Below are 26287 nucleotides of genomic sequence, written 5' to 3'. Positions count from 1 at the left end.
AGTATTTTGTGCCTCTCCGAGCTGCCCCTTGTAAGTTGCACCCAACACCATGCCCTCAGAAGAGTAACCGCGTCTATCTGCTTCGGATCACATGATTTTCAAACCCTGCTACAAATAAAAAAACCTTCTTTCATAGTGAATATAAGGACAAAAATAAACCGTACAGATAATAAAATCTGTACGGTTATATAAATCAAAATTAACCGATAGAACCTTCCATTTCAAACTTGATGAGGCGGTTCATTTCTACGGCATATTCCATTGGTAATTCTTTCGTAAATGGTTCAATGAATCCCATCACGATCATTTCAGTCGCTTCTTCCTCAGAAATTCCACGACTCATAAGATAGAACAATTGCTCTTCAGAGACTTTAGAGACCTTCGCTTCGTGTTCAAGAGAAATGTTCTCATTCATGATTTCGTTATATGGGATTGTATCAGAAGTCGATTCATTGTCCATGATCAACGTGTCACACTCAACATTTGAGCGGGCACCTTCGGCTTTTCGGCCAAATTGGACAATACCACGGTACGTTACCTTACCACCATGTTTAGAAATCGATTTTGATACGATTGTTGAAGAAGTGTTTGGAGCCAAGTGGTGCATTTTAGCACCAGCATCCTGGTGTTGACCTTTACCAGCTAGTGCAATGGATAAGGTCATTCCGCGCGCCCCTTCTCCTTTCAACAATACAGCTGGATACTTCATTGTCAATTTAGAACCCAAGTTCCCATCGACCCATTCCATGGTTGCATTAGATTCTGCCACGGCACGTTTTGTAACAAGGTTATAAACGTTGTTCGCCCAGTTCTGAATCGTGGTATAACGGCAATAAGCGTTATCCTTCACAAAGATTTCTACTACAGCACTGTGAAGGGAACTGGAAGAATACGTTGGAGCAGTACAACCCTCTACATAGTGTACAGATGATCCCTCATCAGCAATGATCAACGTACGCTCAAACTGTCCCATATTTTCAGAGTTAATACGGAAATAAGCTTGAAGGGGTGTTTCCACTTTCGTATCTTTCGGCACATAGATGAATGATCCACCAGACCATACAGCAGAGTTTAATGCTGAGAATTTGTTATCAGATGGAGGGATTACTTTACCGAAATACTGTTTAAAGATATCTTCATTCTCTTTCAGAGCAGAATCTGTATCTTTAAAAATAACGCCTAAATCTTCAAGGTCTTTCTCCATGTTATGGTAAACAACCTCAGATTCATACTGCGCAGAAACACCTGATAGATATTTCTGTTCAGCCTCTGGAATTCCAAGACGGTCGAAGGTATTTTTAATCTCTTCCGGAACTTCATCCCAGGAACGTTCTGAACGTTCAGATGGTTTCACATAGTAAGTGATATCATCGAAGTTCAGTTCAGACAAGTCGCCGCCCCATTGTGGCATCGGCATTTTATAGAATTGCTCAAGAGACTTCAAACGGAAGTCAAGCATCCATTTCGGTTCTTCTTTATAGTTGGAGATTTGTTCAACGACTTCTTTCGTCAAACCCTTTTGCGTACGGAAAATAGAAACATCTTTTTCGTGGAATCCGTATTGGTATTCTCCTACTTCTGGCGCTTTTTTGGCCATGATAATATACCTCCTTTTGGTATTGACAAAAGCTTAATCCTCTTTCGTCTCTTCATCGACACCTTTTTCCATCGCTTTCCAAGCGAGGGTTGCACACTTGATCCGCGCAGGAAATTTTGAAACCCCTTGTAAGGCTTCGATATCTCCAAGATCAAGGTTATCTTCGTCAACATCTTTCCCTTGCATGATATCTGAAAAAAGATCGGACATTTTCAAAGCTTCATCAATTGGCTTTCCTTTGATGGCCTGTGTCATCATGGAAGCTGATGAAAGGCTGATGGAACAGCCTTCACCATCAAACTTGGCTTCTTTTACGATGCCATCATCTATTAACAATTGAAGTTGTATACGATCTCCACATGTAGGGTTGTTCATATCTACAGTCATGGGATCTCCTTCAATTGAACCACGGTTTCGCGGGTTTTTATAATGATCCATAATGACTTGACGATATAGTGTATCTAAGTTATTAAAAGACATCGCCAAAATACTCCTTTGTTGTTTGTAATCCTTCAACAAGTCGGTCGATTTCGTCTTCGGTATTATACAAATAGAAGCTTGCTCTTGCAGTTGCAGATACTTCCAACCAACGCATCAATGGTTGAGCGCAGTGGTGACCTGCCCGCACAGCAATTCCCTCTGCATCTAAAACCGTAGCTAAATCATGTGGATGGACATCTGCAAGATTAAAGGTAACAAGACCAGCTCGATGTTCTGGACCATAAATAGTCATTCCATCGATTTTGCTCATTTGCTGTTGCGCGTAAGCTACTAGTTTTTCTTCATGATCTTTAATGTTGTCCATCCCTATATCAGTTAAAAAGTCTATCGCTGCCCCTAAACCGACAGCACCTGCGATTATCGGAGTCCCACCTTCAAATTTCCACGGCAGCTCTTTCCACGTAGAATCATACCAATTCACAAAATCAATCATCTCGCCACCGAATTCTACGGGTTCCATATTATTCAATAGAGCTTTTTTTCCGTATAGGACCCCGATACCAGTAGGGCCACACATTTTATGACCGGAAAATGCATAAAAATCAACATCTAACTGTTGAACATCAATTTCCATGTGCGGAGCACCTTGAGCACCGTCAGCAAGTATGACTGCATTTTGTTCATGTGCCATTCTTGCAATGTCTTTAACTGGATTTATCGTTCCTAAAACGTTGGAAACGTGAGAGATGGCAACAATTTTTGTGTTTGGAGTGATTGTTTCTTTTGCATCTTCAAGCAGGATTGTGCCATCTGGCTGCAGTGGAATATATTTCAAGGTAGCTCCTGTTTCTTTGACGATTTGCTGCCAAGGAATGATGTTACTGTGGTGTTCCATCGGTGTTATGACAACTTCATCGCCTTCCTTCAAGTGAGCACGGCCATAACTAGCTGCCACTGTATTGATGGCGGTAGTTGTACCACGGGTGAAAATGACTTCTTGCGTACTTGAAGCATTGATGAAACGTCTTACCTTTTCACGTGCACCTTCGTATTCATCTGTAGCTATAGTCCCCAGTGTATGAACACCTCTGTGCACATTGGAATTGTACCCCCTGTAGTATTCACCCAACTTCTCAATCACCCGAACAGGCTTTTGAGAAGTTGCTGATGAATCCAAATACACGAGCGGATGTCCATTAACTTCCTGGTGCAGGATTGGAAACTCGTCGCGTACTGCTTTTACATCCATTAATATACTTTCCTTTCAATCACTTGTGTCAACTGGCGTTTAACAGCATCAACTGGTAATTGATTTACAACAGGGGCTAAGAAACCATGAATGATTAAACGTTCAGCTTCAAACTTGGAAATACCGCGGCTCATCAGATAGTATAATTGGACAGGGTCAACACGTCCTACAGAAGCTGCGTGGCCAGCAGTTACGTCATCTTCATCGATAAGCAGGATAGGGTTGGCATCTCCGCGCGCATCTTTGCTGAGCATAAGGACACGGGATTCCTGCTCCGCATTCGACTTGCTGGCACCATGTTCTATTTTACCAATTCCGTTGAAAATGGCAGATGATTTATCCTTCATAACACCGTGCTGAAGAATATAACCGTCAGATCCTTTACCGAAGTGAGTAATGTTTGCTGTGAAGTTCTGCTTTTGACTTCCACGACCAATCGCTACGGTCTTAGCATTTGAATGTGAATTATCCCCGATAAGGTGGGTGATATTCTCAGAAACGGTATCTCCTTCGTTCATTTGTCCAAGTGCCCATTCAATGACTGCATCACGATAGGCAACACCACGGCGGTTTGTGTAGACCGTCGTGCCAGCTTCAAAATTGTCAACAGCGCCAAACGATACCTTTGCGCCATTTTTTGCAATGACTTCTGTAACGATATTTGCTGATGTTTTTTCTTCTTTATTATGAGATATATAATTTTCTACATACGTTACGGAGCTATTTTCTTCAGCTACAACCAGAATGTGGTTGATCAGAGAAGCTTTAGGATCTTCCTGCCAAAAAATCGCTTGAATAGGGTCTTCAATTTGTACGCCCTTAGGAACATACAAGAAAATACCGCCATTCATCAGTGCAGCATGAAGAGCTGTTAAACGGTGCTCATCTACATGCACAGCATCATTCATATAATATTTTTCAACCAAGTCACTGTGCTCTTGGAGTGCAGTAGAGATGTCAGTGAAAATAACACCTTGATCCTTGAGTTTTTGATCAATTGTTCCATATGCAACTGTATGATTCCGTTGAATAACAAGGTTTTGTTGTTCTTTTTCTTCATCTAAGAAGTTTTTAATCTCTACAGGAAGATCATCCAGAGAATCTATCGGATCACTGGAAACGTGATGATCGAATTCAGTGAAGTTCCATTTCGAGATATTCGTTTTATCTGGTTTTGGTAATGGAAGAGATTCAGATTTCTCCAAGGCGCTAAGACGAAGGTTTTTCATCCATTCCGGCTCTTGTAAGCCCTGGGAGAATTGTGTGACATACTCTTTATCGTATGGTAGTGAGACTTCTACTGTCATGATTACCCTCCTATCTTGATTACGCTTTTTGGCCGATTGTTTCATCTTCGATGCCAAGTTCTTGTTTAATCCACTCGTACCCTTCTTCTTCCAGGCGGCGAGAAAGTTCTGGACCACCGGATTTCACTACGCGACCTTGCATCATAACGTGAACTTTATCTGGAGTGATATAGTTCAGCAAACGCTGATAGTGGGTAATGATCAAGCAACCAAAATTTTCGTTGCGCATTTCGTTGATACCTTGTGCTACAACTTTCAAAGCGTCGATGTCAAGACCAGAATCGATCTCATCAAGAATTGCGATCGCTGGTTGAATCATCATTAATTGAAGGATTTCATTTCGTTTTTTCTCACCGCCGGAGAAACCTTCGTTCAAGTAACGCTGGGCCATGTTTTTATCCATATCAAGTGTATCCATTTTTGCGTCCATTTCTTTAATGAACTTCATCAATGAAATCTCATCGCCTTCTTCCCGATGCGCGTTGATAGATGAACGTAAGAAGTCAGAATTTGTCACTCCACTGATTTCACTTGGATACTGCATTGCAAGAAATAGACCAGCCTGCGCACGTTCGTCTACTTCCATTTCAAGAACGTTCTCGCCATCAAGCAATACTTCACCTTTTGTCACTTCATATTTAGGATGTCCCATAATTGCAGAAGCCAAGGTGGATTTCCCTGTTCCGTTGGGTCCCATAACAGCGTGGAATTCACCACCGTTGATTGTTAAATTAACACCTTTAAGGATTTCTTGACCTTCAATTTCTACATGAAGATCTTTAATTTCTAAAGTTGATCCTGACATAATGTATACCTCCAGTATCTATTATTATCGAATGTCCTGGTTGATAGGGATCAAAGAACCATTCTCAATTTATTCTCATTACAATCTTATATCATTTAGTATTTGTTATCAACTTTTTCCTACTAATATGAATAGAAGAAACCAGTTTCACAAATCACCAATATTTTCATTACTCATCCTTATTATAACATGAAAAAATCAGGTGGCTAAAGACACCTGATTCAATCAAAATAAATTATCTATGCAATTGACGGTCGACCTGGGCAATCATTTTCTGACTCTCTTCGAATTCACGTTGGCGCTTTTCTTCTACTTCTAATCGCGTATCCAACTTTCTGCTGTACTCCGCATAACTCATGTTATGCGCTTGGTGCATGGCTTTCTCCATATCAGCAGTGTAATTCAATTGCAGATCGTCACTAATAACGAATCAATCCTTTCAGATTATTTACATAATTTAGAATATCACAGCATTATACGTTAGACAAAACACCGTGAAAGTCCAAATAAGACCCTCAACTGTCGTTTGGTGCGATGTAAGCGTTTAATTCTTTTCTGTTTAAAGAATACATCTTTTTTTCTTTAATATTCAAATTATTCAATCAATTGATACTAGTTGTTAAATCCATATATGCATCCTGGACGAGGGTAACGGCTTGACTGAGAGCTGCTCCTCCACCAAAAGCAGCAGCTACGCCACAAGCTTCAAGGATTTCTTTTTCTGACGCCCCTTGATCTACACAACCTTTGGTATGATAAATCATACAATATTCATCTTGAGCAACGATACTGATCCCAAGTGCCATCAACTGCTTATGCTTTTGGGAGACATCCCCCTCTTTAAAGCACTCTTCTGTGAATTGGCTGAATTTATGAGCCACTTCCGGCATATGGTCTGAGAATACCCCTATACCTTCTTTATAATCATGTAAATATGTCTGAGTCCATGTCATATTTTTCTCTTGCATCTTTTTACCTCCTAAAAAAATAAAGTGACTGCCGTTAGTATCAACAGCAGTCACTCATTTTATCCGTTATTCTGCATCACCAGAAACAGGTACAACGGCTCCATTATACTCTTCTTTAATGAAGGTTTGGATTTCTTCAGAGCGAAGGACTTGTACCAATTGATTGAGTGCTTCATTATCTTTATCTTTGCTTTGAGCTGCTACCACATTAACATAAGGCGAATTCGTACCCTCTAGAATTATCGCATCTTCTTTTGGTGACAGGTCTGCTTCTATAGCATAGTTCGTATTAATGGCAACTAGTACATTTTCTTCACGCTTATAAACTTCTGGAAGTCCTGCAGCATCAACACCCGTATCAAATTCGATATTTTTAGGATTTTCAACGATATCATCTACCGTAGCATCCACTTTTTCAACATTCTCATCCAATTTGATCAGTCCTTCTTTTTCTAATAAGGAAAGAACTCGGCCATGAGTAGAAACAGAACGGCTCATAACAAGTGTTGTACCTTCTTCTACATCCTCCAGGTTATCATATTTTTGAGAATAAACTCCGATTGGTTCAATATGAATCCCACCAAGGTTCACGAAATCAAATCCATCATTCTCTTCTTCTTGTAATTCTAAATAAGGAATGGTTTGGAAATAGTTAGCATCAATACGTCCTTCAGCCAAATCTTTATTAGGTAAAATGTAGTCTTGATACTCCTCAATCGTTAATGTAATGCCTTTTTCTTCAAGAAGTGGTTTCGCCTCTTCCAAAACCTCCGCATGAGGAACACTCGTTGCCCCGACTTTAATTTCAGAGCTTCCTTCACTTCCTCCTTCTTCAGAACCTGAAGTATTATCTTCAGAAGAACCACAAGCAGTAAGTACAAGTACAAATAATAAGGCAAGTGCGCCTGTCCAAATATTTTTCATTTTATAAACTCTCCCTTTAATATATATTTTTTATCTTTTATCCAATTTACGGGTTGCTAAGTCCCCGATGAATTGGAAAATAAAAACAATGATAATGATGATGACAGTACACATAAACACTACATCCCAGTTACTACGCTGGAATCCATAGAAATAAGCAAAGTCACCTAAACCACCAGCTCCGATCGCGCCTGCTACAGCGGTATAACCAATCAATGCAATGGCCGTGACAGTAATCCCGGAGATTAGTGCTGGCTTTGATTCCGGCAGCAGTACTTTGAAAACGATTGTTGAGTATTTAGCCCCCATTGATTTGGCTGCTTCTACAACACCTTTATCCACTTCTTTCAATGCAATTTCTACCAGACGTGCATAAAATGGCGCTCCTCCTATGATTAAAGCTGGCAAAGCGGCTTTAGGTCCTCGAATCGTACCCATTAAGAAATCCGTAAACGGGAATAATAGCAAAATCAGAATAATAAATGGAATGGCACGAAATATGTTAACAAGCGATGCTGTGACCCAGTTCAGCATTTTATTCTGCCAGAGCCCCCCTGGACCAGATAAATAAAGTAATAAACCTAGTAATAATCCAATAACGAACGTTCCAGCAACAGAAATCAGTGTCATATAAATGGTTTCATTTGTAGCTGTTATCATGTCTTCCATTCTTACGTTCGGAAATAACTGATTAAACATGAGGATTCACCTCCACTTCTACAGAGGTCGATTCAATATACTCTATTGCTCTCTCAATTTCACTCTGTTCCCCGTCAAACTGGACGAACATTGTTCCGTACGCCCCTTTTTGGGTTTGAGTGATTTTCCCATGAAGGATATTTACATCTAACTCGAATTTTCTTGATATATCACTGATTAAAGCTTGGTTAGTACTCTCACCAACAAAGTGAAGCTTAATGATTTCACCAGTTCGATAATTATCTTTGATCAACTGCATGGAAGTTTCTTTTTCCGGATCCCCCATTACTTGGTCCACGAATCTTTTAGTGACTTTTTTTTCTGGATGTAAAAATACATCTAGTACATCACCTTGCTCAACGATTTTCCCCTGTTCCATGACAGCTACTTGGTGACAAATTTTGCGGATGACATGCATTTCATGAGTAATGAGAACAATCGTCAAGCTTAATTTTTCATTGATATCGACAAGTAAGTCTAAAATTGAATCTGTAGTCTCGGGATCCAAGGCAGAAGTAGCTTCGTCACAAAGCAGCACTTTTGGATTATTAGCCAAAGCTCTGGCGATTCCAACCCTTTGCTTTTGTCCTCCACTCAATTGTGAAGGGTATGAATTGCCGCGCCCACTCAGCCCTACAAGTTCAATCAATTCATTAACCCTTTTTTGGCGGTCTCCTTTGGATACCCCTGCAATTTCTAAAGGGAAGGATATATTATCATAGACCGTTCGTGACCATAAAAGGTTGAAATGCTGAAAAATCATCCCTATTTCTTGCCTGGCGACTCTAAGCTTCCCTTTACTTAAAGCTGTCAAATTTTGATCATCCATAGTAATACTTCCTTCAGTGGGGTCCTCCAAACGGTTCAAAAGTCGAATGAAGGTACTTTTACCAGCACCACTGTAACCTATTACTCCATAAATTTCTCCTTTGCCTATATTTAGACTTAAATCATCCACCGCTCTAACTTCTTGGTCTTTCGTATGGAAGATTTTCGATAAGCCTTCGATTGAAATCATGGTGTCTCCCTCCATTTCAAAAAAACGCCTTACTGTTATGAGAACAGAAAGGCGTTTTTGTGTCGTCTTAATATCTGTTCTCTCATCTGCCAAAGGAATTTCAACTTTGCAGGAATTGGCACCTTACCAAGTTTTCACTTGCCGGTTGCCGGGCATCACAGGGCCAGTCCCTCCGCCACTCTAGATAAGAGATTTTAGCATATTAACTTATTATTACTTTAACTCACTTTAGCATCACAAGATGGATTCTAGCACTGTGGGAATTTTGTGTCAACTATAACCCGTGGTATTTCGACAAATTTCAAAATTATTTGGATGAATGAGTGTCAAAGTATCCTTTAACAAACGACCGCAATGATATCCTCTATCAACTGAAACTAAAAAAACCCCTTCAAAATAGAAGAGATTCCCTGTCTGTCTCTTCTCATCTGTCAAAGTCTGATGACTTTGCTGGAATTAGCACCGTGCATTATTTTGCCGGTTGCTGGGCATCGTCGGGCCAGTCCCTCCGCCACTCTGGATAAGTGAAGATGTCGTTATGAAATTATAATATATGTTAGCATGGGGTTGAGAATAACGTCAAACGTTAATTTCATCTTATACAAGGAGAATGATTATGAAAGAACAAGCCCCTCATTTTGAACTCCCTTATATTACTGGAGAATCAACTTATAACCTGGAGGATGACATAGAGAAAGTTATCGTCCTGACCTTTTGGACCTCTTGGTGTCCTGATTGTGGAAAAGACCTTCCCAAGAAAGAACAGCTTTACAGTACTGTGGATCACGAAAAAGTGAAGATGGTAACTATAAATGTTTCAGGAAGGGAACGGGATGTAAAAGAAGGCGTTGAATTCGCTGAAAAGTTTTTAAATCAACCGACTCTCGTTGATGAGGGACGTATGACATATGACTTGTATGCTTGCCAGGGCGTTCCGACGACGATCATCATCGATCAACAAGGAAACATTCATGACCGCTTTGGCGATCAAGCATCCTTTTTGGATGTTGTAGAATCTCTCGGTGCCCTAATTTAGATAACATCAGCAACACCCCCTAACACATTACTATGGATTACTTTTCATATAAGGTCGTGGCAAGGGAGAGTTCAATGCATTGTCATCCGACTCCTTTTCTTTTACTCCCTTGTCAGGACTTCCCTTTATGGGGGCAGTGCAGGAAAATCATACATAACACCACTGGAAATAACTCGAGTACTTTGACTTGAATCAAAATATCAAACCAGCACTTCGACTTACAATGTCTTCTTCTTTAAAAGTCACCAACATAAAACTCCTCCCAATTCGTAATTTCGCAAGAGGAGGAGCCCTTCGTCATTTCCCGGGTAATTATTAACTTATTCTACATAGTTAGATATTTTGTCCCTCATAAATGGAACAGAATGAAATGCATAAATTTTTTCAATCACTTTTCCTTCTCTGGTCACCAAAAGGCAGGGAACACTTTTAATCTTAAAGTGCTCCATCAGTGATGGGTGAAGAGAAGCGTTCATTTCTTGGAAAATATCTTTTTCATACAAAGCTTCCAATGTGGAAAGCATTTTTTTCGCCAAGTGACAGGTACCGCAAAAAGGGCTTTGTACAAAAGTGAGTGTTATTCTATCAGCACGAATCATTTCTACGGTTTCATTAGGTACAAGTTCTTGCACAGGAGTCCTCCTAAATTAGATAAATCGGTTTTACATTGAAATGCCTGCTCAGCAAAGCTCTAGCTATCTCGGGCTCAGGGGTCGCCGCCACTTCACGAAAAGCTTTGTCAATATAAATATGTTCTGCGTGGGGGAGCTCTTCAGTTAATTGCTTACGCAACTTATAGCCTGAATCGTCTTCATCAACTAAAATATAGACAGAGCGTTCATCCAAATTAAAATCGAGAATCATTTCTTCCATGCGCTCTATTCCTAAGGTCCCATGAGTACAAATGATTTCAACTTCTTCATCCAGCACCTTTTTCAGCTTCTTCTTGTCTGTGATACCTTCTACAATGACAATACGTTCTCCATCCATCTTCATCACCTTCTATATAGAAACAGACCATGCCAAAGGGGCATGGTCTGAACATGATAAGATCAAACGCGATCATGTCAGACAAGGAAGCATATGTAGCCCTGTCTGTACAATTGCTTGTAAATTTAATAAGAATTAATCTTCATTTATCATTTCTTTATATTCTTCTGGAGACATCAATTCTTCTTTCTCAGATGAATTGCTTGGTTCAACAACCACCATCCAAGCTTTATCATACGGAGACTCGTTGACAAACTCCGGACTATCTTCTAATTCTTCGTTAATTTCTACAACTTTCCCGCTGAGAGGTGCGTACAATTCAGACACAGTTTTCACTGATTCTACACTTCCGAATGGTTCGTCTGCTTCTAATTCTTCGCCGACTTCCGGCAGCTCTACAAATACGATGTCTCCGAGTTCAGACTGAGCGAACTCAGTAATTCCAATACGGACTTTTTCTCCTTCTTCTTTCACCCATTCATGTTCTTCAGAGTAAAGCAAGTCTTTTGGTAAGCTCATTAAGAAAACCTCCACAATAATAATTATAGTTTAACAGCAATTATAAACATAAAAGCAAAAAGCTTTTATTTCCAACGTTCTGCTCACTTCGCCCAATTTTTTTCGAATTCTTCCTGGTTGAATCCAACAGTCACATATTCACCATCTGTTACAATTGGACGTTTGATCAGCATTCCATCAGAAGCGAGCCATTTGATCATATCTTCTTCACTCGCTTGTTTTATCTTTTCCTTCATATTCAGTTCTCTATACTTCTTGCCACTCGTATTAAAGAATTTCTTCACTGGTTTGCCACTCATATTTACGTAATCTTTCAACTGTTCTTCAGAAGGTGGATCATTAACGATATGTACTGATTCGTAGTCAATCTCTGCTTCATCAAACCACTTCTTCGCCTTTTTACAAGTACCACAACTCGGATACCAATAGAAGGTTACAGACATTCAACCATCCTCCTTCCAACTTGTTGTTTTATATTTTATCATACTGAAGCCGGGAATTTCATGAAAATGTATGAATCTAATATAAGAACAAATGTGTAATTTCCCTAAAGGGACAGGTAAATGCGGACAGGATGCATGAAACAAAGGAAATCAATAAGCTTAAAATCCCAGACAAAGCCCCCTAACTTCATTTACAAAGTGAAGAAGGGGGCTCTGAATGCTCAGGGTTTAAACCGTATACTTTTCTGCATTGATCAATGTTTTAGCAATCGCACGTTTTTTAGTAATCACGTTGATCGGTGTATGCCGTGTCAACTTGCGTAATGCACCCAGCATCATCCGAAGAGAATCACCAGATTCAGCAGCGATTAGTGTCTCTTTCGCATGACCTTCTATGCGATTGAACGCTTCTTGGACATATACCTGTGTATAGAGAAGTTTTTGATTATTTTTTTCTTCGCCATTTTTGTTGATGGCTTTTTCGGTACGGAGAATCGCTGATTCCATATTGTAAATTTCCCCTACGATATCAGCGATATTAACGAGCAATTCTTGTTCATTCTCAAGTTTTTCACCATATTTCTGTGCAGCCAGACCTGCGGCAAGCAATCCGATCTTCTTCGCGTTCTTCAACAAGTATTTCTCTTGTTCTAATGCTTCAATTCCTGGTTCTTCAGGCATCATGGTCATAATTTCTTCCTGTAGTGCTTGTGCTTTCTGAAGGAGAGGCAGTTCTCCTTTCATAGCTTTCTTCAATAATGTACCTGGTACAATCATACGGTTGATTTCATTCGTTCCTTCGAAGATTCTGTTGATCCGTGAATCCCGATACATTCTCTCTACTTCGTACTCAGCCATAAATCCATAGCCTCCATGGATTTGCACCGCTTCATCCACTGCAAAATCAAGTAACTCAGTACCGAACACTTTATTCAGAGAACACTCAATAGCATATTCAGCAATAACTTTCGCTACAGCAGCGCCATCCTTGAGCTCTTCATCTGAGAGTTTACCCATGCTCTGCTCAAATAACCCGACTGTCCGATACACAGAACTTTCATTTGCATAGGTATTGGCGGCTACAGACCCGATCTTCTCCTGAATAAGTGGGAAACTAGCGATTGGGGTTTTGAATTGCTTGCGTTCTTTCGCATATTTCACTGAAAGTTCTAAAGCACGTTTGGATCCGCCGACTCCTCCAATTGCAAGTTTGTATCGTCCTACATTCAGGATATTGAACGCAATCACATGGCCGCGACCGATTTCTCCCAACACATTCTCTACAGGTACTTCAGCATCTTCTAAGATCAATGTTCGAGTAGATGAGCTCTTGATTCCCATCTTCTTCTCTTCTGGACCTGTAGAAACTCCAGGGTAATCGCGTTCAATAATGAAGGCTGTGAATTTATCCCCATCTATTTTAGCGTATACGACGAACACATCAGCAAAGGCGGAGTTCGTAATCCATTGCTTTTCTCCGTTGAGAATATAATGAGTACCAGCATCATTAAGTTTAGCAGTGGTCTTGGCCCCTAGTGCATCTGATCCAGATCCCGGCTCGGTTAGAGCATAGGCCGCTATTTTTTCTCCAGTGGCTAATACAGGGAGGTATTTATTCTTTTGAGCATCATTACCGAAGAATACAATTGGCAAAGACCCGATACCTACATGAGCGCCATGAGTGACCGAGAATCCCCCTGCACGAGAAAACTTTTCTGTAATCAAAGATGAACTGATTTTATCTAATTGCAAACCACCATATTCTTCAGGTACATCCGCTCCAAGCAGTCCAAGATCACCAGCCTTTTTCAATAATGCAACGGAATGTTCAAATTCATGTCTTTCTAAGTTATCAATCTTTGGTACAACTTCTCCTAAAACAAAGTCTTCCGCTGTTTTAGCAATCATCAAATGTTCGTCTGTGAAATCTTCCGGTGTTATGACATCTTCTGCAGCTAAATCCTCAACGATGAACCCTCCACCTTTGATCATTTCTTTTGTATCACTCATAATGTTTTCCTCCCCATTCATATTAGTTCAAATACTCCAGCAGCTCCCATACCGCCACCAATACACATTGTCACAACACCAAATTGCTCATTCCTTCTCTTCATTTCATGAATCAAGCTTAATGTCAATTTAGTCCCTGTGCATCCAAGAGGATGACCCAGAGCAATTGCTCCACCATTTACATTGACTTTTTCAGGATTTAAACCAAGCTCTCTGATCACCCGTAAGGATTGGGATGCGAAAGCTTCGTTCAATTCAAACAATCCAATGTCTGATAAAGACAAACCAGCTAGTCGGAGAGCTTTCGGAACTGCTTCAATCGGACCGACTCCCATGATCTCGGGTTCAACTCCTGCCACTGCAAAAGAACGGAATTTCACAAGTGGTGTCAGTCCTTCTTCTTCCGCTTTTTCACGCTCCATGACTAAAACGGAAGCCGCCCCATCACTCATTTGAGAGGAATTACCCGCTGTGACCGTTCCTGTCGTTGAGAAAGCAGGCTTTAATTTACCTAGCACATCTCTCGTGGTACTAGGTCGTACACCTTCGTCCATAGAAAATGTGGAAGTTTTTTCATTCACTTTGAGGTCAGCATCTAAATGTCGATTCATGACCTCTACAGGGACGATTTCATCTTTGAATTTCCCTTCCTTAATCGCTTTGGCTGCTCTTACATGACTTTGGACAGCAAAAGCATCTTGATCTTCTCTTGATATGTCGAATCGTTTGGCTACTTCCTCTGCTGTGTGCCCCATTGACATGTAATACTCTGGTGCCTGTTCTACTAACTGCACATTGGGTTTGATCACATGGCCACCCATCGGAATTAGACTCATGGACTCGGCCCCGCCCGCGATAGCTGTATCACTATGACCTAACATGATTTTCTCAGCAGCATATGCGATACTTTGTAACCCTGAGGAACAGTACCTGTTTATGGTAATCGCAGGCACTTTGTGATGAAGCCCTGCAAGACCGGCGATATTTCTGGCCATGTTCATTCCTTGTTCGGCTTCTGGCATGGCGCAACCAATAATCACATCATCTATGTTTCCTTCATATTGATTGGCACGTTTTAATGTTTCTTTTATAGTAAGTGCAGCTAAATCATCTGGACGCGTGTGGGCAAGCGAACCTTTCTTCGCTCTACCCACAGGGGTCCGTGCACCTGATACAATGACTGCTTCTTTCACGTTGCTTCCCCCTCTTCAAAAATTTAGTTGCGTAGCGGTTTTCCTTTCATGAGCATATGTTGCATACGCGCTTGTGACTTTGGCTCACCTATGAGGCTCAAGAATGCTTCGCGTTCCAGATCCAGCAAATATTGCTCATCCACAAAAGAACCTTGTGCCAATCGTCCTCCTGCTAAAACAAATGCCAGCTTTTCTGCAATCTTCAAGTCATGCTCACTCGCATATCCACTGAGAGCAAGTGATTTTGCCCCAAGCATCATAGTGGCATACCCCTGTTCTCCGACGACTGGGATCTTCACCCGTTTTGGTGGAGTGTAACCGGACCGTGCCAGGCCAAGCACTTTTTGTTTAGCGTCATGAAGGAGGTGGTCCCCGTTAGCACTGATTGCATCCATTTGATCAAGGTAGCCATTCTCTTTCGCTTCTTCCCCTGAAGTCGAAACTTTCGCCATGGCTATTTTCTCAAACACACTATTGGCTATTTTTTGTAAGTCGAAATCGACACCTTGAGGTATATTTCTCAAGTGTTTGATATAGAGTTCTTTGTTCCCTCCACCCCCAGGAATCAGCCCTACACCTGGTTCTACAAGCCCCATATAGGTTTCCGGAGATGCTTGAATTGAGTCAGCCGGCAAACAAACTTCTGCTCCCCCGCCAAGCGTCATTCCGAATGGTGCAACAACTACAGGTTTATCAGAATACTTAAGCTTCATCATACTATCTTGGAAATTTTTTACGACCATTTCAATTTCAAAGAAGTTGTAATCCTGAGCTTCCATTAAAATCATTCCAAGATTAGCACCGACACAAAAGTTTTTCGCCTGATTTCCAATGACAAGACCTTCATAATGTGCTTCAACGTGGTCAATCGAGAAATTGATCATTTGAATGATATCCAGGCCGATCGCATTACTTTGGGAGTGAAATTCTAAACAAGCCACTCCATCGCCGATGTCGATTAAACTAGCACCTGCATTCTTTTTGATGACCTCTCTCGTTTCCTTCAACCGCTTCAAATTGATATTTTTTTCGTTAAATGATTGTTGTCTATATTCACCAGCATGGTAATAGTAAACGTTTCCATTTTCTTTCTTATAAAAGGACTCGTTCACCTTTTCAAGCATGTTTTCAATCCAATCGGGAACGGTTTCTCCTTCTTTCTTCATTCGTTCTACAGAAGTTCGAACTCCAATGCTGTCCCATATTTCAAATGGGCCTAATTCCCATCCGAATCCCCAGCGCATAGCTTCATCAATAGAAGGAACATCATCAGCAATCTGACCATACAGTTCAGCAGAGTATATCAATACAGGCTTGATGACAGACCATACAAGATCCCCCGCACGATCCCCTTCAGCTGAAATGAGTGCTTTCAGTTTGCGTTTCGCTCCTTTTTCCTGTTTAGCCATTTCAGTAGCTTTTGTTTTCAGTTTCCCTCTTGCTTCGTATTCAAGGGTTTCAGGGTTCAATTGCAGGATTTCGCTGCCTTGTTCACCTTTCTTTTTAAGGAAGAATCCTTGACCGCTTTTCGATCCTAACCAACCTTTTTCGAGCATAGATTTCATGAACGAAGGAACTTCAAATGACTTTTTCTCTTCACCCTCCACCTGGTCATAGACGTTGTTCGCAACGTGGATGAATGTATCCAGTCCGACTACATCCAATGTTCGGAATGTGGCACTCTTAGGTCGACCGATCATCGGACCGGTAACAGAATCAACCTCCCCGACTGAATAACCTTTTTCAAGCATTTGCTGGACAGTTACTAATAAACCATAAGTACCGATTCTATTAGCAATGAAGTTTGGTGTATCTTTTGCTTCGACTACACCTTTTCCTAAGACATCTTCTCCAAACCTTTTCATAAATTCCACGACTTCAGATGATGTCTGTTTGGTGGGAATAACTTCTAAAAGCTTTAAATAGCGCGGCGGGTTAAAGAAGTGCGTGCCGAGGAAGTGGCTGCGCAAGTCTTCACTGCAATCCTCAGACATAGCTTCGATTGATATACCGGAAGTGTTGGAACTGACAATCGATCCTGTTTTTCTATGACGGTCCACATCTGCCAAGACTTTCTTTTTAATATCCAAATTCTCTACGACAACCTCTATCACCCAGTCGACTTCCGACAAGTGTTCCATATCATCGCTGAAGTTGCCGACCTCAATTAAATCCAAATTCTGTTTACTGCTTAGTGGTGAAGGTTTTTGTTTTAATAATGCTTTTTTATTTTCGATGACGATTCGATTGCGAACAGCACGATCTTCAAGCTTCAAACCTTTCTTTTTTTCTTCATCTGTTAATTCGCTCGGAGCGATATCCAGCATCAAAACCGGGATTCCCACATTAGCTAAGTGGGCAGCAATGCCTGCTCCCATAACACCTGAGCCAAGAACAGCTGCTCGTTTAATTTTCTGTTGCATTACATTTCCCCCTATCTCTTTGAATGAATACTCATTCATTTTAAAGCCAAAAAAATAAGTTACGGCTAATTCGTATCTATGTATAATATAAAATATTTTCTGATATTTCGCAATCCTTTTCTCCATAATTATGTAAATTCTTACACGCAGTTAAGGGAGGGATCCATCACATTTGATTGTCGATTCATTCTATGCTTATTGAATCGAATCGTGCACTCCCTTTTATGAACAAGGCACCCCGGTAAAAGAGGCGCCTGTTCCTTCACTTTCCAAATACACCCTTTAGAACAAAAGCTACATTAGCTGGTCGCTCTGCTAAACGGCGCATAAAGTAACCATACCAGTCATTCCCATAAGGAACATAAACGCGCATCTTATATCCTTCTTTCACTAACTCTTCTTGACGCTCCACACGAATCCCATACAACATTTGGAACTCAAACAAGTCCTTGGATATATTATTCTCTTCAACCAATTGTTTTGTGTATTCAATCATTGAGTCATCGTGACTTGCCACTGCCGTATAGTTGCCATTCAACAGGTGAAGTCGGATGATTTTCTTAAGGTTTTCGTCTACGTCTTTTTTATCAGGAAAAGCGACTTTAGGTGATTCTTTGTAAGCACCTTTTACTAATCGAAGGTTCGGATTGTATTGATCCAATTCCTTTATATCCTCAACCGTACGGTAAAGGTAAGATTGTAAAACAGTACCTATGTGTTCGAATTCTGACCTTAGCTTTTTGAAGATTTCCAAGGTCTTTTCACAACGATCAAAATCCTCCATATCGATGGTGACGAATACACCTTCTTGTTCAGCAACTCCCAGAATTCGCCGCATATTTTCCAACACGACCTCGTCTGATATGTCCAAGCCCATAGAAGTTAGCTTCAGGGAGAGCTGAGAATCCAGCTTATGTTCGCCAATAGCTTTGATGGCGTCGATACAGCCATCCGCTGCTTCTCTAGCCTCTTCTATGCTATCAATAAATTCACCCAGATGATCAATGGTAACAGCCATACCCTTATCATTAAGCTGCCGGATGGTTTTCACAGCATCGGGAACTGTTTCACCTGCTACAAATTTCCCTGCACCGAAACGCAATCCATACTTTTTAGCTAACTTAGTAAAAAAACGATTTTTTGATAAGAATAGGAAAAAATTCCTGAGTAAACGTTCCATGCCTCTACCCCCTACCTCTGGTACAATCCTATATATCCTAATATCTCTTTTGTAACCGTTAACATAATACTATTTTATCATTTCTGAGGATTAATGGGGAAATATTATCCCTTCTTCGACACGTAGCTCCACGATATTTTTCAATTTCTGTTTTTTTATAGAAATCTGTCTTAAGGTCATACTAAACATGACTATAGAAGGAGGGATTCTTTATGGAACAGCACAATCAATCATCTATGCAAGAGTCACAACCGATGCCTCAAGTTCCTGACATTGTAAGTACAAAAGATCAACTTTATATAACAGATATGTTGTCATGGAATTTGAACGCATGTAAAAAAGCACATTTCTTTGCTCAAAACTGTCAGACACCTGAAATTCAAGCTGCTTTAGAAGAAGCTGGTCAAATGCACCAACGTCATTATGATAAAATCCTCAAGCATCTTGATACCCAATCCAAAACGATGAATTAAGGAGAATGGTAATGAATCAATCACAAAAAATTCAAAACCCTGAAACCAGTGTTCCTAAAACACCGCAAATGAACGAGAGAGATTTCATCAATGATCAATTGACCACTGAGAAATATATGACAGCTTCTTATAATATCGCATTGAATGAAGCCAGTAATCAGACGTTCTACCAGGATCTAGCTACAATCTTCAAGGAAACACAAGACTGCCAAAGAAATTTATATAACCTGATGTTTAAAAATGGCTGGTATAGCATTGAGCAAGAACAACCTCAAAAAATCCAACAGGCCTATCAGCAATTTAATGGTTACAAGACTCAGCTCCCTTATACGGTTCAATAAAAAATAAAAGCCCGGCTAAACGCCGGGCTTACTTTATCCTACTGGTTCATATCCTTGAGCTTCAATCGCTTCTTTCATCAATGATTTTGTTACATATGCTTCATCATACGTAACATTCACTTTTCCACTATCGAGATAAACTTCTACTCCATGAACACCTTCCAGCTTTTCTAATGATCCTTTTACTGCTTTTTCACATTGTCCACAAGTCATACCGTTCACTTCTAAAGTCAATTCCATGTCATTCACAACCTTTCTATTTATTCTTCTTCACATTTTAAATGTGACAGTTGTTCTCATGCTATATTTTGTATATTCCACAATTCACTTGGATTATAACGTAAACCGGTGGATGAATTAGAATATTAGGGAGCCCTCGTGAGAAGGAGAGGGCCAAAAGGTAAGTAGAGATATGTAGCGAATTATTCCATAACTCTTTCCAAGTAATGAAAATAAAAAGAGCAGTTCCGTTTAAAGGTCCACCCTAGAGGCAGTACTCTCCTAAACAAAACTACTTTTCACTTTCCACAGTATTTCCGAACTGCTTGCTGCAAAGAGTTCATAAAATTGATTTTTGAGTGGAATTGCATTGCTTGGAAATTTTTCACGTGGTCCGGCCGCACTCCGGTTATGACAACCTCAGCCCCCATATAATAAAGTGAAGTCATGATATTTTTCAACACATAGGTTCCTTCATGTATTAATTCCCCGACACCTGTAAAATCAAAAAGGATACGTTCGGTTTCTCCAATTTGTGAAGAATGCAGTAAATGATCTTCTACTGTAAACATCTTATCTTCTGTAATATCACCAAATAATGGTACAAGTGCTGTATCAGTCGTCAACTGGATGAAAGGTGCTGATAACCGGTTGCTTTGTTGAATAGCCTCTTCTAACTTTTCTTTCTCTTCAAATAGTTCAAAGTTGGTGTCATTCAACCGCGATCGCAATTGATCCATAGTTTTCGTGACTTTTGTCAATTGATCATCTTTTGTTATAACCAATACTTCAGCATATAAATCATTTTTCCAATTTACGTGCACATCACAAGTGATGGGACTGATCGCTTCTCCCAGAGGTTTCAAATGGCTTTCTAATGATAACTTTTTGATATCAGGTGTGACCCATTTCCTGATTTTATCCATACTATCTTCATCAAAAACATCGAGTAAGTTTTCCCTCACTCCAAACATCGTTTCCGCCTCTTGAGAGTATGATTGTATGATGAACTTTTTATTGATAATAAAGAATGGAAGAGGAAAGGATCGATCAACTCGTTTCATTGAATACTTCATTCCTTCCTTCATCAAACCATTTATTCAGACAGCTCAAATCCCTCATGATCATTACTTGTTCTGATTCGAAGTTCTCCAATTCGTATTTAGTCGCCATGCGCCCCCCGATCATGATGAGAGGCTTCCACTCCAATCGGGAAAAGCGTTCTATTAATACTTTTATCATTGGCAAACGATAAGAGAGGGCGGCTGAGATACCGATAACATCAGGGCGGAATTTATTTATTTGAACCAGAGAATGATCCAAAGGCAGGTTCGGGCCTAGATATCTCACACGCCAACCCCGATCTTTGAAGGTCTCTGCCACCATTTTCAATCCTATATAATGTTGCTCTTCTTCAACACCGAACAAAATGGCTTTATTATTTTTTTGTGTCTTCCTATCTTGTGTCACGTTTTCTCCCTCAAGCCTTGATAACACAAAATCGCAAATCGCTGTGGCCAGATGTTCATCAGCGACAGAAATTTCATTACGCTCCCAAAGTTCTCCGATATAATACATGGCAGGGGTCAATATGTCACCAAAAAGGAAAGCCCTGGGATGCTCTTCTAAAAGAGCCTTCGTATATTCTAATGCGCTTTTATCATCTCCACTCAAGAAATATCGGGCAAGTTTTTCATGCTGCGTATTCAAATGCCTCACCTCTTTGCAAGAGTATGCAAATGTTCCAATGCTTGTTCCAAATAAGCGGTATATACTCTTTTTTCATTTTCATCTTCTAAATTTGTTTCATCCAATAAACGAACTAACCTTTTATAATTATCGATGATTATTTGGGTGGATACACCTCTTGACGTCAAAACAGTATTCAGCCAATTCGTATAATCAATAAAAAACGCTGCACTATCCATTTCATATGCAGCATACAAATGGTCTAAATGGTGAAAATTATCTTCCTCTGTTCGCTCTCTCCCATTTTGACCGAACTTTTCCCATAAAAATGGATAGGCGCCGTAAATCTCATCTACTACTTGTTGAACTAGACGACTCTGTTCTGATTTATTCACGTAGCGACCACCTCATATTTAGAAACCTTTGGTACGATGCCTTTCAATTCTTGGTCAGGGTAACGTTTTTCAAGTTCATGTATTTTCTTGAACTGCTCGCTACGTGCCCAACTTAAGTAGGCATCTTTTGACTCCCATTCCAGATGGACGGTCAACTCTCCTGGTTTTCGATCATTTTGAAGTAATTGAAAAGAATGAAAGCCTTCCGCTTCATCTACGAGACGAGAACGCTTTTTGTATATATTAATCAAGTCTTCAGCTTTATGCTCAGGGATGATGACCGTTGAGTCTACGACGAACATATGAATGTCTCCAATCTACGTAATTTCATTGAATATTATTTTATCATACTAATTTTCTCTATGTATATGTTAACATTCTCCATGCCTTAACATTAAAAAGAGGTACTGGTAATATTACCAGTACCTCTTAGTTTTATTTATTGGACGACTTCATCTAGAACATGCATTTCTTCATGATCTAACAGGTTCTTATTAATCATATCGTTTGCTTCTTTGTTCATATTGTCTTGTAAATCCTTCAGCTCTTCCTTATCACCGACAAGGTAGAAGCGTTCCCATCCATATTCCTTCGCAAGTTTATCAAGTTTAGGCGCAACGCTCTTGTACCAACGATAACGGTTGGCTTCAAATCTTTCCTTGAATTCATCCTGTTTGGAAGATTTTGCACCACCAGATCCCATGGAAGGTTGAGCACGGTGCGGGCCTTGGTGTTGACGCCAATCCTCTGTATTCAAATCTAATTCAAAGAGTTGCGTATCTTTCAAAGTACCAAGTTCTGCATCAATCAGTTTAATATGATTCTTTTGGGTTAGAATGACACCCGTTTTCGGAAAATCGTTCTGCATTTGTTTTAATTGATCAAGCACGGGTGTCTCTTCCCAGAAGAATTCCGTTTTCACTGGCATTTGGAAACGCTCAGCGAACCATACGGTTTCATCACCTGTAGCGAAGAGCACGATACTTTTCGCAAAATGTTGTTCATTTTCTTCAACATACTGCTGTACTTTTTCTTTTACAGCCCAATAATTTCTTTTTTCATCTGAATCTCCATCTTCCTGAAGATAGGATTCAAAGTTATTAAGACCATTTTTTAGATGAATTTTCCATTCTCCCCCTTGTTGCTCAGGGTCAGAAGGATCGGTATTTAAATACATTGTGAATACTTTTTGTGGTTTTTCTAAGTGTATTTGTTCCAATTTCTTTATTTCTTTGTTCAAGTCCATAAAACAGCGACTCCTTTCAAATGGTAAGAATGTCTTCTACAACATATGTTTCCTGAATAAGGAGCGCTTAAACTCGTTCTAAGACATTTTTCTTAACTAAATTATTTATTTATTTCTTTAATCTGTCGCTTAAGCTCATTTATTCTTTTGAAAAAACACTGTTTCTCTTCTTCATTCAAGTCTTTAGCACCGTATCGCACTTGTTGATATAAATATGTGGAATTTACATCAAGATCCACCCGGTTAAACCAATCCTCAATAGGTTCATTAGGGGCTCTTCCTACCCCATATTTAGCTGCGAACTTTTCAAAAACAAGGGAATGTTCTCTGATTTGACCTTTGGTTGACAAGATATCAATAGGCTGATTTTATAATTTTTCCTGATAAAAAAACAACCTGCTCGAATTAAGCAGGTTGTCCGAAAGATTTATTCTTTTGTCCACTCATCGATTAAATCTTGGTTTTCATCGATCCATTTTTGTGCGCCTTCTTCTTCAGTTTCAGCTTTGTTAATAGATGCCATTAAGCTTGCAAGCTGGTCATCAGTCAACATGAAATTATCAAACCATTTCACTACTTCTGGCTGGTCTTCCTTTAATCCTTTACGAGCAGCATATGAAATATTTTCTGAATCACCATACACATTCTTTGGATCCTCTAAGAATTTAAGATCCATTTCAGCAAAAACCCAGTGTGGCTTCCAAAGCGTAGCTACAATCGGTTCTTCACTTTCCAAAGAGCTTTTCAATTCAGTGATCATTGTTGGCTCTGATGAAGCTGCCAGAGAATAATCGAGCTCATACTCACTGATTACATCCTCTGTTAAAGACATGATACTAGCGCCGGCATCAATACCTACGATTTGCTTATCTTCAAAAGCATCAGAACCTTTTAAGTCTTCGATCGTATTGATGTCTTCCATATAACTTGGAACTGCTAGACCTAATTTCGTTCCTTCATACCATGTTTCACGCCAGTCAATGTCCTCTTTATACTTCTCATAGAACGATTTATCTGTATTCGGTAACCAGATTTCCATACCAATATCTAAATCACCACTGGAAAGTGCTTCATACAAAAAGCCCTTTTCTACTTGGTTCAGTTCAACCGTGTAACCCTTTTCCTCTAGAACAAGTTTCCACATGTTTGAAACGGCAACGTTTTCTGCCCAGTTATTCATACCAATCGTAATTGTACCTTTGTCCTCTGAAGTTTCCGCATCCGAACCTTCATTTTCATTTCCTTCAGTTGCTTCATCTTCTGAGCCGCCACAAGCTGCCAGGGTCAACAAGATCCCCAAGAAAACAGCTGGGAGCCATTTACGTAATTTTGTCATTTCTTCTGCCTCCTCTAAGTATGTGGGTTGGATATTAGATATATTTGAACACAGTAGAAAATTATATCATAAAATGACTAAAGTTAAAACAATTTAAACTGTACAAAAAATTCACTGCTGATAATTCACATATAATTCCACCTCAAGTCATCCAAATATTGGATGACTTGAGGTGGGTATTTCTCGTCATTTACATTTACTGTCTTTTGTGAGCGCGGCGGTCGGCCGCTTTGCTTCTCTCTTTCGCGATTTTATCATCACGATCGGCTATCTCTTCAGAGAACTCTACATCGATATTTTTATTTTTTTCATTTTTCGGTGTTTGTGGCAATTTATATTTCTTTTTGCCTTTACCATTATTGTGTTCATCTCTACCCATGAAATTCCCCTCCTTCGTGGTTGAACACAGATAGTATGCAACGCTTTCGTTTCAATTATTCTCTCCAGCTGTAGGCAACTTAACTAAACTTCCCCCGTATTATTTCATTGAGAAATAATTACAGAAATGGCTTTTTAGGGGGCGGATAAAAAATCCCTACCTTGATTAAGGTAAGGATTTTCGTAGGATTATGACTGATGCACAGTCTTTTGGTCGTATGATTCTTTTCCTCGTGTAATTGAGAAACAAGCTGTAGCAAGGGAGAACAATATAAACACACCGCCCACTGTAGCATTATGAACCACAGAAGCTTGTTCGATGACTATCCCGCCAATGGATGAACCAAAGGCAATTCCGAAATGCAATGCTGAATTGTTCAGACTTTGTTGAATGTCAGATGTTTCAGGAGCTGAGTTGATTAAATAGTTTTGTTGCGCCGGAGTGATCGCCCAACTTAACGCACTCCAAATGACCATCGCAATCAAAAATAAAGGTAAAGAGAAGGTTACATAAGGAATCGAGAAAATAGCAATCGCAAACATAATAATAATCCCGATTATACTCTTTTCAGATCCGAATTTGTCAGATAGAAATCCTCCCACTCCACCACCGAGCACAGCGGCTACTCCGAAGATGAAGTAGACGATGCTTACCCAAGTCCCGTCCAAGCCCATTTCAGTCTTTAGGAAGGGGGTTAGATAGGCATATAAAGCAAGATGTCCTGTTAAGAACAGAAATGAAGTGAACTGTGCTGTGAAAATCTTTTTATCCTTAAGCGTACGAAGTTGTTCTTTTACAGATACTACAGGTTTTGGTGCAATATGTCCTAATGTCAAAGCGACTGCTGAAATAGAAAGCAAAGTCAGTATACTGATGAATAAGAACGGTGCCCTCCATCCGAAGGCATTACCAATAGTTAAACCGATCGGCACCCCAAGTACGAGAGATCCACTGATCCCCATAAAAATAGTACCAATCGCCCTGCCTCGATATTCGGGTGCTACGATTGCAGAGGCTATTGTAACAGCAAGGACTACAAGTAAGGATCCACTGGCTGCTGTAATGATTCTAGCTGCCATGATGATGGAGTAATTTGGACTCCAAAAAGCCATAAGGTTTCCTAAGGAGAATACGGTTAGTGTTACTACCATTAGCTTTTTCCGATCGAATTTAGCTGTAGCCGTCAATAAAATTGGTGACGCAATTGCAAAAACCAAGGAAAAAATAGTGATGAGCAACCCTGCTTCTCCAAGGGATACACCAAGATCTTCTGCTACTAAGTCCAAAATCCCACCAATAATCAATTCCACAGTCCCAACTACAAAAGCAACAAGCGCTAACAGATAGACTTTTTTATTCATTGTTTATTATCCTCTCTTTTGGGTTACCACTATAATGGTAACCACT

At 40.0% G+C, this 26287-nt stretch carries 30 protein-coding genes and 2 riboswitches; of the genes, 3 read left to right on the top strand and 27 right to left on the bottom strand.

From position 1 onward, the window contains the following. Nucleotides 1-199 precede the first annotated feature (199 nt). The 10 genes from sufB to ACTWPX_RS11785 form a co-directional block, all read right to left on the bottom strand. Complete coding sequence (gene sufB / locus ACTWPX_RS11830) at nucleotides 200-1597, bottom strand: Fe-S cluster assembly protein SufB (RefSeq protein ID WP_128526100.1); 1398 nt, start codon at nucleotides 1595-1597, stop codon at nucleotides 200-202. 33 nt (nucleotides 1598-1630) lie between these two features. After that, nucleotides 1631-2077: a Fe-S cluster assembly sulfur transfer protein SufU gene (gene sufU / locus ACTWPX_RS11825; protein WP_128526099.1), complete on the bottom strand. Its 447-nt coding sequence runs from the start codon at nucleotides 2075-2077 to the stop codon at nucleotides 1631-1633. After that, nucleotides 2067-3287: a cysteine desulfurase gene (locus ACTWPX_RS11820; protein ID WP_443119937.1), complete on the bottom strand. Its 1221-nt coding sequence runs from the start codon at nucleotides 3285-3287 to the stop codon at nucleotides 2067-2069. The genes sufU and ACTWPX_RS11820 overlap by 11 nt, the downstream gene beginning before the upstream one ends. Further along, nucleotides 3287-4594 carry a Fe-S cluster assembly protein SufD gene (gene sufD, locus ACTWPX_RS11815; RefSeq protein ID WP_128526097.1) on the bottom strand — a complete coding sequence of 436 codons (1308 nt, stop codon included), beginning with the start codon at nucleotides 4592-4594 and terminating at the stop codon, nucleotides 3287-3289. The genes ACTWPX_RS11820 and sufD overlap by 1 nt, the downstream gene beginning before the upstream one ends. Before the next feature lie 19 nt (nucleotides 4595-4613). Then, the gene (gene sufC, locus ACTWPX_RS11810) at nucleotides 4614-5399 is read right to left on the bottom strand and encodes a Fe-S cluster assembly ATPase SufC (RefSeq protein WP_443119936.1); all 786 of its coding nucleotides are present in this window, start codon (nucleotides 5397-5399) and stop codon (nucleotides 4614-4616) included. 235 nt (nucleotides 5400-5634) lie between these two features. Continuing rightward, entirely contained in the window at nucleotides 5635-5775 is a 141-nt protein-coding gene (locus ACTWPX_RS11805; RefSeq protein ID WP_281976018.1) for a hypothetical protein, read from the bottom strand. 226 nt (nucleotides 5776-6001) lie between these two features. Then, the gene (locus ACTWPX_RS11800; protein ID WP_443119935.1) at nucleotides 6002-6367 is read right to left on the bottom strand and encodes a carboxymuconolactone decarboxylase family protein; all 366 of its coding nucleotides are present in this window, start codon (nucleotides 6365-6367) and stop codon (nucleotides 6002-6004) included. 66 nt (nucleotides 6368-6433) lie between these two features. Further along, on the bottom strand, nucleotides 6434-7291 hold the full coding sequence (locus tag ACTWPX_RS11795) for a MetQ/NlpA family ABC transporter substrate-binding protein (protein WP_443119934.1): 858 nt from the start codon (nucleotides 7289-7291) through the stop codon (nucleotides 6434-6436). A 30-nt stretch (nucleotides 7292-7321) separates the two neighbouring features. Then, nucleotides 7322-7990 carry a methionine ABC transporter permease gene (locus tag ACTWPX_RS11790; protein ID WP_281976015.1) on the bottom strand — a complete coding sequence of 223 codons (669 nt, stop codon included), beginning with the start codon at nucleotides 7988-7990 and terminating at the stop codon, nucleotides 7322-7324. Beyond that, entirely contained in the window at nucleotides 7983-9008 is a 1026-nt protein-coding gene (locus tag ACTWPX_RS11785; RefSeq protein WP_443119933.1) for a methionine ABC transporter ATP-binding protein, read from the bottom strand. The genes ACTWPX_RS11790 and ACTWPX_RS11785 overlap by 8 nt, the downstream gene beginning before the upstream one ends. Before the next feature lie 79 nt (nucleotides 9009-9087). Beyond that, nucleotides 9088-9199, bottom strand: a riboswitch (SAM riboswitch). A gap of 230 nt (nucleotides 9200-9429) precedes the next feature. Beyond that, nucleotides 9430-9535: riboswitch (SAM riboswitch) on the bottom strand. Between the two features lie 89 nt (nucleotides 9536-9624). On the opposite strand from ACTWPX_RS11785, the gene ACTWPX_RS11780 reads away from it, so the two are divergent. Next, nucleotides 9625-10044: a TlpA family protein disulfide reductase gene (locus ACTWPX_RS11780; protein ID WP_443119932.1), complete on the top strand. Its 420-nt coding sequence runs from the start codon at nucleotides 9625-9627 to the stop codon at nucleotides 10042-10044. 320 nt (nucleotides 10045-10364) lie between these two features. Here ACTWPX_RS11780 and ACTWPX_RS11775 read toward each other — a convergent pair whose 3' ends face one another. From ACTWPX_RS11775 to ACTWPX_RS11740, 8 genes are all read right to left on the bottom strand, one after another. Then, entirely contained in the window at nucleotides 10365-10676 is a 312-nt protein-coding gene (locus ACTWPX_RS11775) for a thioredoxin family protein (protein WP_443119931.1), read from the bottom strand. A gap of 10 nt (nucleotides 10677-10686) precedes the next feature. Next, nucleotides 10687-11034 (bottom strand): toprim domain-containing protein, encoded by a 348-nt coding sequence (locus ACTWPX_RS11770; protein WP_128526090.1) that lies wholly within the window; start codon nucleotides 11032-11034, stop codon nucleotides 10687-10689. Between the two features lie 135 nt (nucleotides 11035-11169). Continuing rightward, a complete protein-coding gene (gene gcvH, locus ACTWPX_RS11765) occupies nucleotides 11170-11553 on the bottom strand; it encodes a glycine cleavage system protein GcvH (protein ID WP_443119930.1) in 384 nt (127 codons plus the stop codon). Between the two features lie 83 nt (nucleotides 11554-11636). Then, nucleotides 11637-11996 carry an arsenate reductase family protein gene (locus tag ACTWPX_RS11760; RefSeq protein WP_443119929.1) on the bottom strand — a complete coding sequence of 120 codons (360 nt, stop codon included), beginning with the start codon at nucleotides 11994-11996 and terminating at the stop codon, nucleotides 11637-11639. A 228-nt stretch (nucleotides 11997-12224) separates the two neighbouring features. Continuing rightward, a complete protein-coding gene (locus ACTWPX_RS11755) occupies nucleotides 12225-14006 on the bottom strand; it encodes an acyl-CoA dehydrogenase family protein (protein ID WP_443119928.1) in 1782 nt (593 codons plus the stop codon). 17 nt (nucleotides 14007-14023) lie between these two features. Next, nucleotides 14024-15199 (bottom strand): acetyl-CoA C-acetyltransferase, encoded by a 1176-nt coding sequence (locus tag ACTWPX_RS11750; protein ID WP_443119927.1) that lies wholly within the window; start codon nucleotides 15197-15199, stop codon nucleotides 14024-14026. Nucleotides 15200-15222: 23 nt separating this feature from the next. Further along, nucleotides 15223-17622, bottom strand: a complete 2400-nt coding sequence (locus tag ACTWPX_RS11745) for a 3-hydroxyacyl-CoA dehydrogenase NAD-binding domain-containing protein (protein WP_443119926.1) — start codon at nucleotides 17620-17622, stop codon at nucleotides 15223-15225. Nucleotides 17623-17884: 262 nt separating this feature from the next. After that, nucleotides 17885-18802 carry a proline dehydrogenase family protein gene (locus ACTWPX_RS11740; RefSeq protein WP_443119925.1) on the bottom strand — a complete coding sequence of 306 codons (918 nt, stop codon included), beginning with the start codon at nucleotides 18800-18802 and terminating at the stop codon, nucleotides 17885-17887. 212 nt (nucleotides 18803-19014) lie between these two features. On the opposite strand from ACTWPX_RS11740, the gene ACTWPX_RS11735 reads away from it, so the two are divergent. Further along, nucleotides 19015-19275 (top strand): hypothetical protein, encoded by a 261-nt coding sequence (locus ACTWPX_RS11735; RefSeq protein ID WP_128526083.1) that lies wholly within the window; start codon nucleotides 19015-19017, stop codon nucleotides 19273-19275. A gap of 11 nt (nucleotides 19276-19286) precedes the next feature. Continuing rightward, nucleotides 19287-19616: a spore coat protein gene (locus ACTWPX_RS11730; RefSeq protein WP_128526082.1), complete on the top strand. Its 330-nt coding sequence runs from the start codon at nucleotides 19287-19289 to the stop codon at nucleotides 19614-19616. 33 nt (nucleotides 19617-19649) lie between these two features. On the opposite strand, the gene ACTWPX_RS11725 is transcribed toward ACTWPX_RS11730, so the two are convergent. The 9 genes from ACTWPX_RS11725 to ACTWPX_RS11685 form a co-directional block, all read right to left on the bottom strand. After that, on the bottom strand, nucleotides 19650-19856 hold the full coding sequence (locus ACTWPX_RS11725; RefSeq protein ID WP_443119924.1) for a cation transporter: 207 nt from the start codon (nucleotides 19854-19856) through the stop codon (nucleotides 19650-19652). Between the two features lie 278 nt (nucleotides 19857-20134). Next, on the bottom strand, nucleotides 20135-20809 hold the full coding sequence (locus tag ACTWPX_RS11720) for an STAS domain-containing protein (RefSeq protein WP_443119923.1): 675 nt from the start codon (nucleotides 20807-20809) through the stop codon (nucleotides 20135-20137). A 76-nt stretch (nucleotides 20810-20885) separates the two neighbouring features. Beyond that, the gene (locus tag ACTWPX_RS11715) at nucleotides 20886-21554 is read right to left on the bottom strand and encodes a cobalamin B12-binding domain-containing protein (RefSeq protein ID WP_443119922.1); all 669 of its coding nucleotides are present in this window, start codon (nucleotides 21552-21554) and stop codon (nucleotides 20886-20888) included. Continuing rightward, a complete protein-coding gene (locus ACTWPX_RS11710) occupies nucleotides 21551-21919 on the bottom strand; it encodes a hypothetical protein (protein WP_443119921.1) in 369 nt (122 codons plus the stop codon). Before ACTWPX_RS11710 ends, ACTWPX_RS11715 begins: the two co-directional genes overlap by 4 nt. After that, nucleotides 21916-22221, bottom strand: a complete 306-nt coding sequence (locus ACTWPX_RS11705) for an antibiotic biosynthesis monooxygenase family protein (RefSeq protein WP_443119920.1) — start codon at nucleotides 22219-22221, stop codon at nucleotides 21916-21918. The genes ACTWPX_RS11710 and ACTWPX_RS11705 overlap by 4 nt, the downstream gene beginning before the upstream one ends. Before the next feature lie 137 nt (nucleotides 22222-22358). Then, nucleotides 22359-23165 carry a VLRF1 family aeRF1-type release factor gene (locus ACTWPX_RS11700; RefSeq protein ID WP_443119919.1) on the bottom strand — a complete coding sequence of 269 codons (807 nt, stop codon included), beginning with the start codon at nucleotides 23163-23165 and terminating at the stop codon, nucleotides 22359-22361. Nucleotides 23166-23592: 427 nt separating this feature from the next. Next, nucleotides 23593-24501 carry a glycine betaine ABC transporter substrate-binding protein gene (locus ACTWPX_RS11695; RefSeq protein WP_443119918.1) on the bottom strand — a complete coding sequence of 303 codons (909 nt, stop codon included), beginning with the start codon at nucleotides 24499-24501 and terminating at the stop codon, nucleotides 23593-23595. Between the two features lie 196 nt (nucleotides 24502-24697). Then, a complete protein-coding gene (locus ACTWPX_RS11690; protein ID WP_443119917.1) occupies nucleotides 24698-24880 on the bottom strand; it encodes a YfhD family protein in 183 nt (60 codons plus the stop codon). 188 nt (nucleotides 24881-25068) lie between these two features. Further along, nucleotides 25069-26241: an MFS transporter gene (locus tag ACTWPX_RS11685; RefSeq protein WP_443119916.1), complete on the bottom strand. Its 1173-nt coding sequence runs from the start codon at nucleotides 26239-26241 to the stop codon at nucleotides 25069-25071. Nucleotides 26242-26287: the final 46 nt, after the last annotated feature.

The sequence above is a fragment of the Halobacillus sp. H74 genome (assembly GCF_052246715.1).
GTDB lineage: Bacteria > Bacillota > Bacilli > Bacillales > Halobacillaceae > Halobacillus > Halobacillus litoralis_A.
The sequence above is the reverse complement of the archived record's forward strand: the minus strand, read 5'-3'. Positions and strand labels throughout refer to the sequence as shown.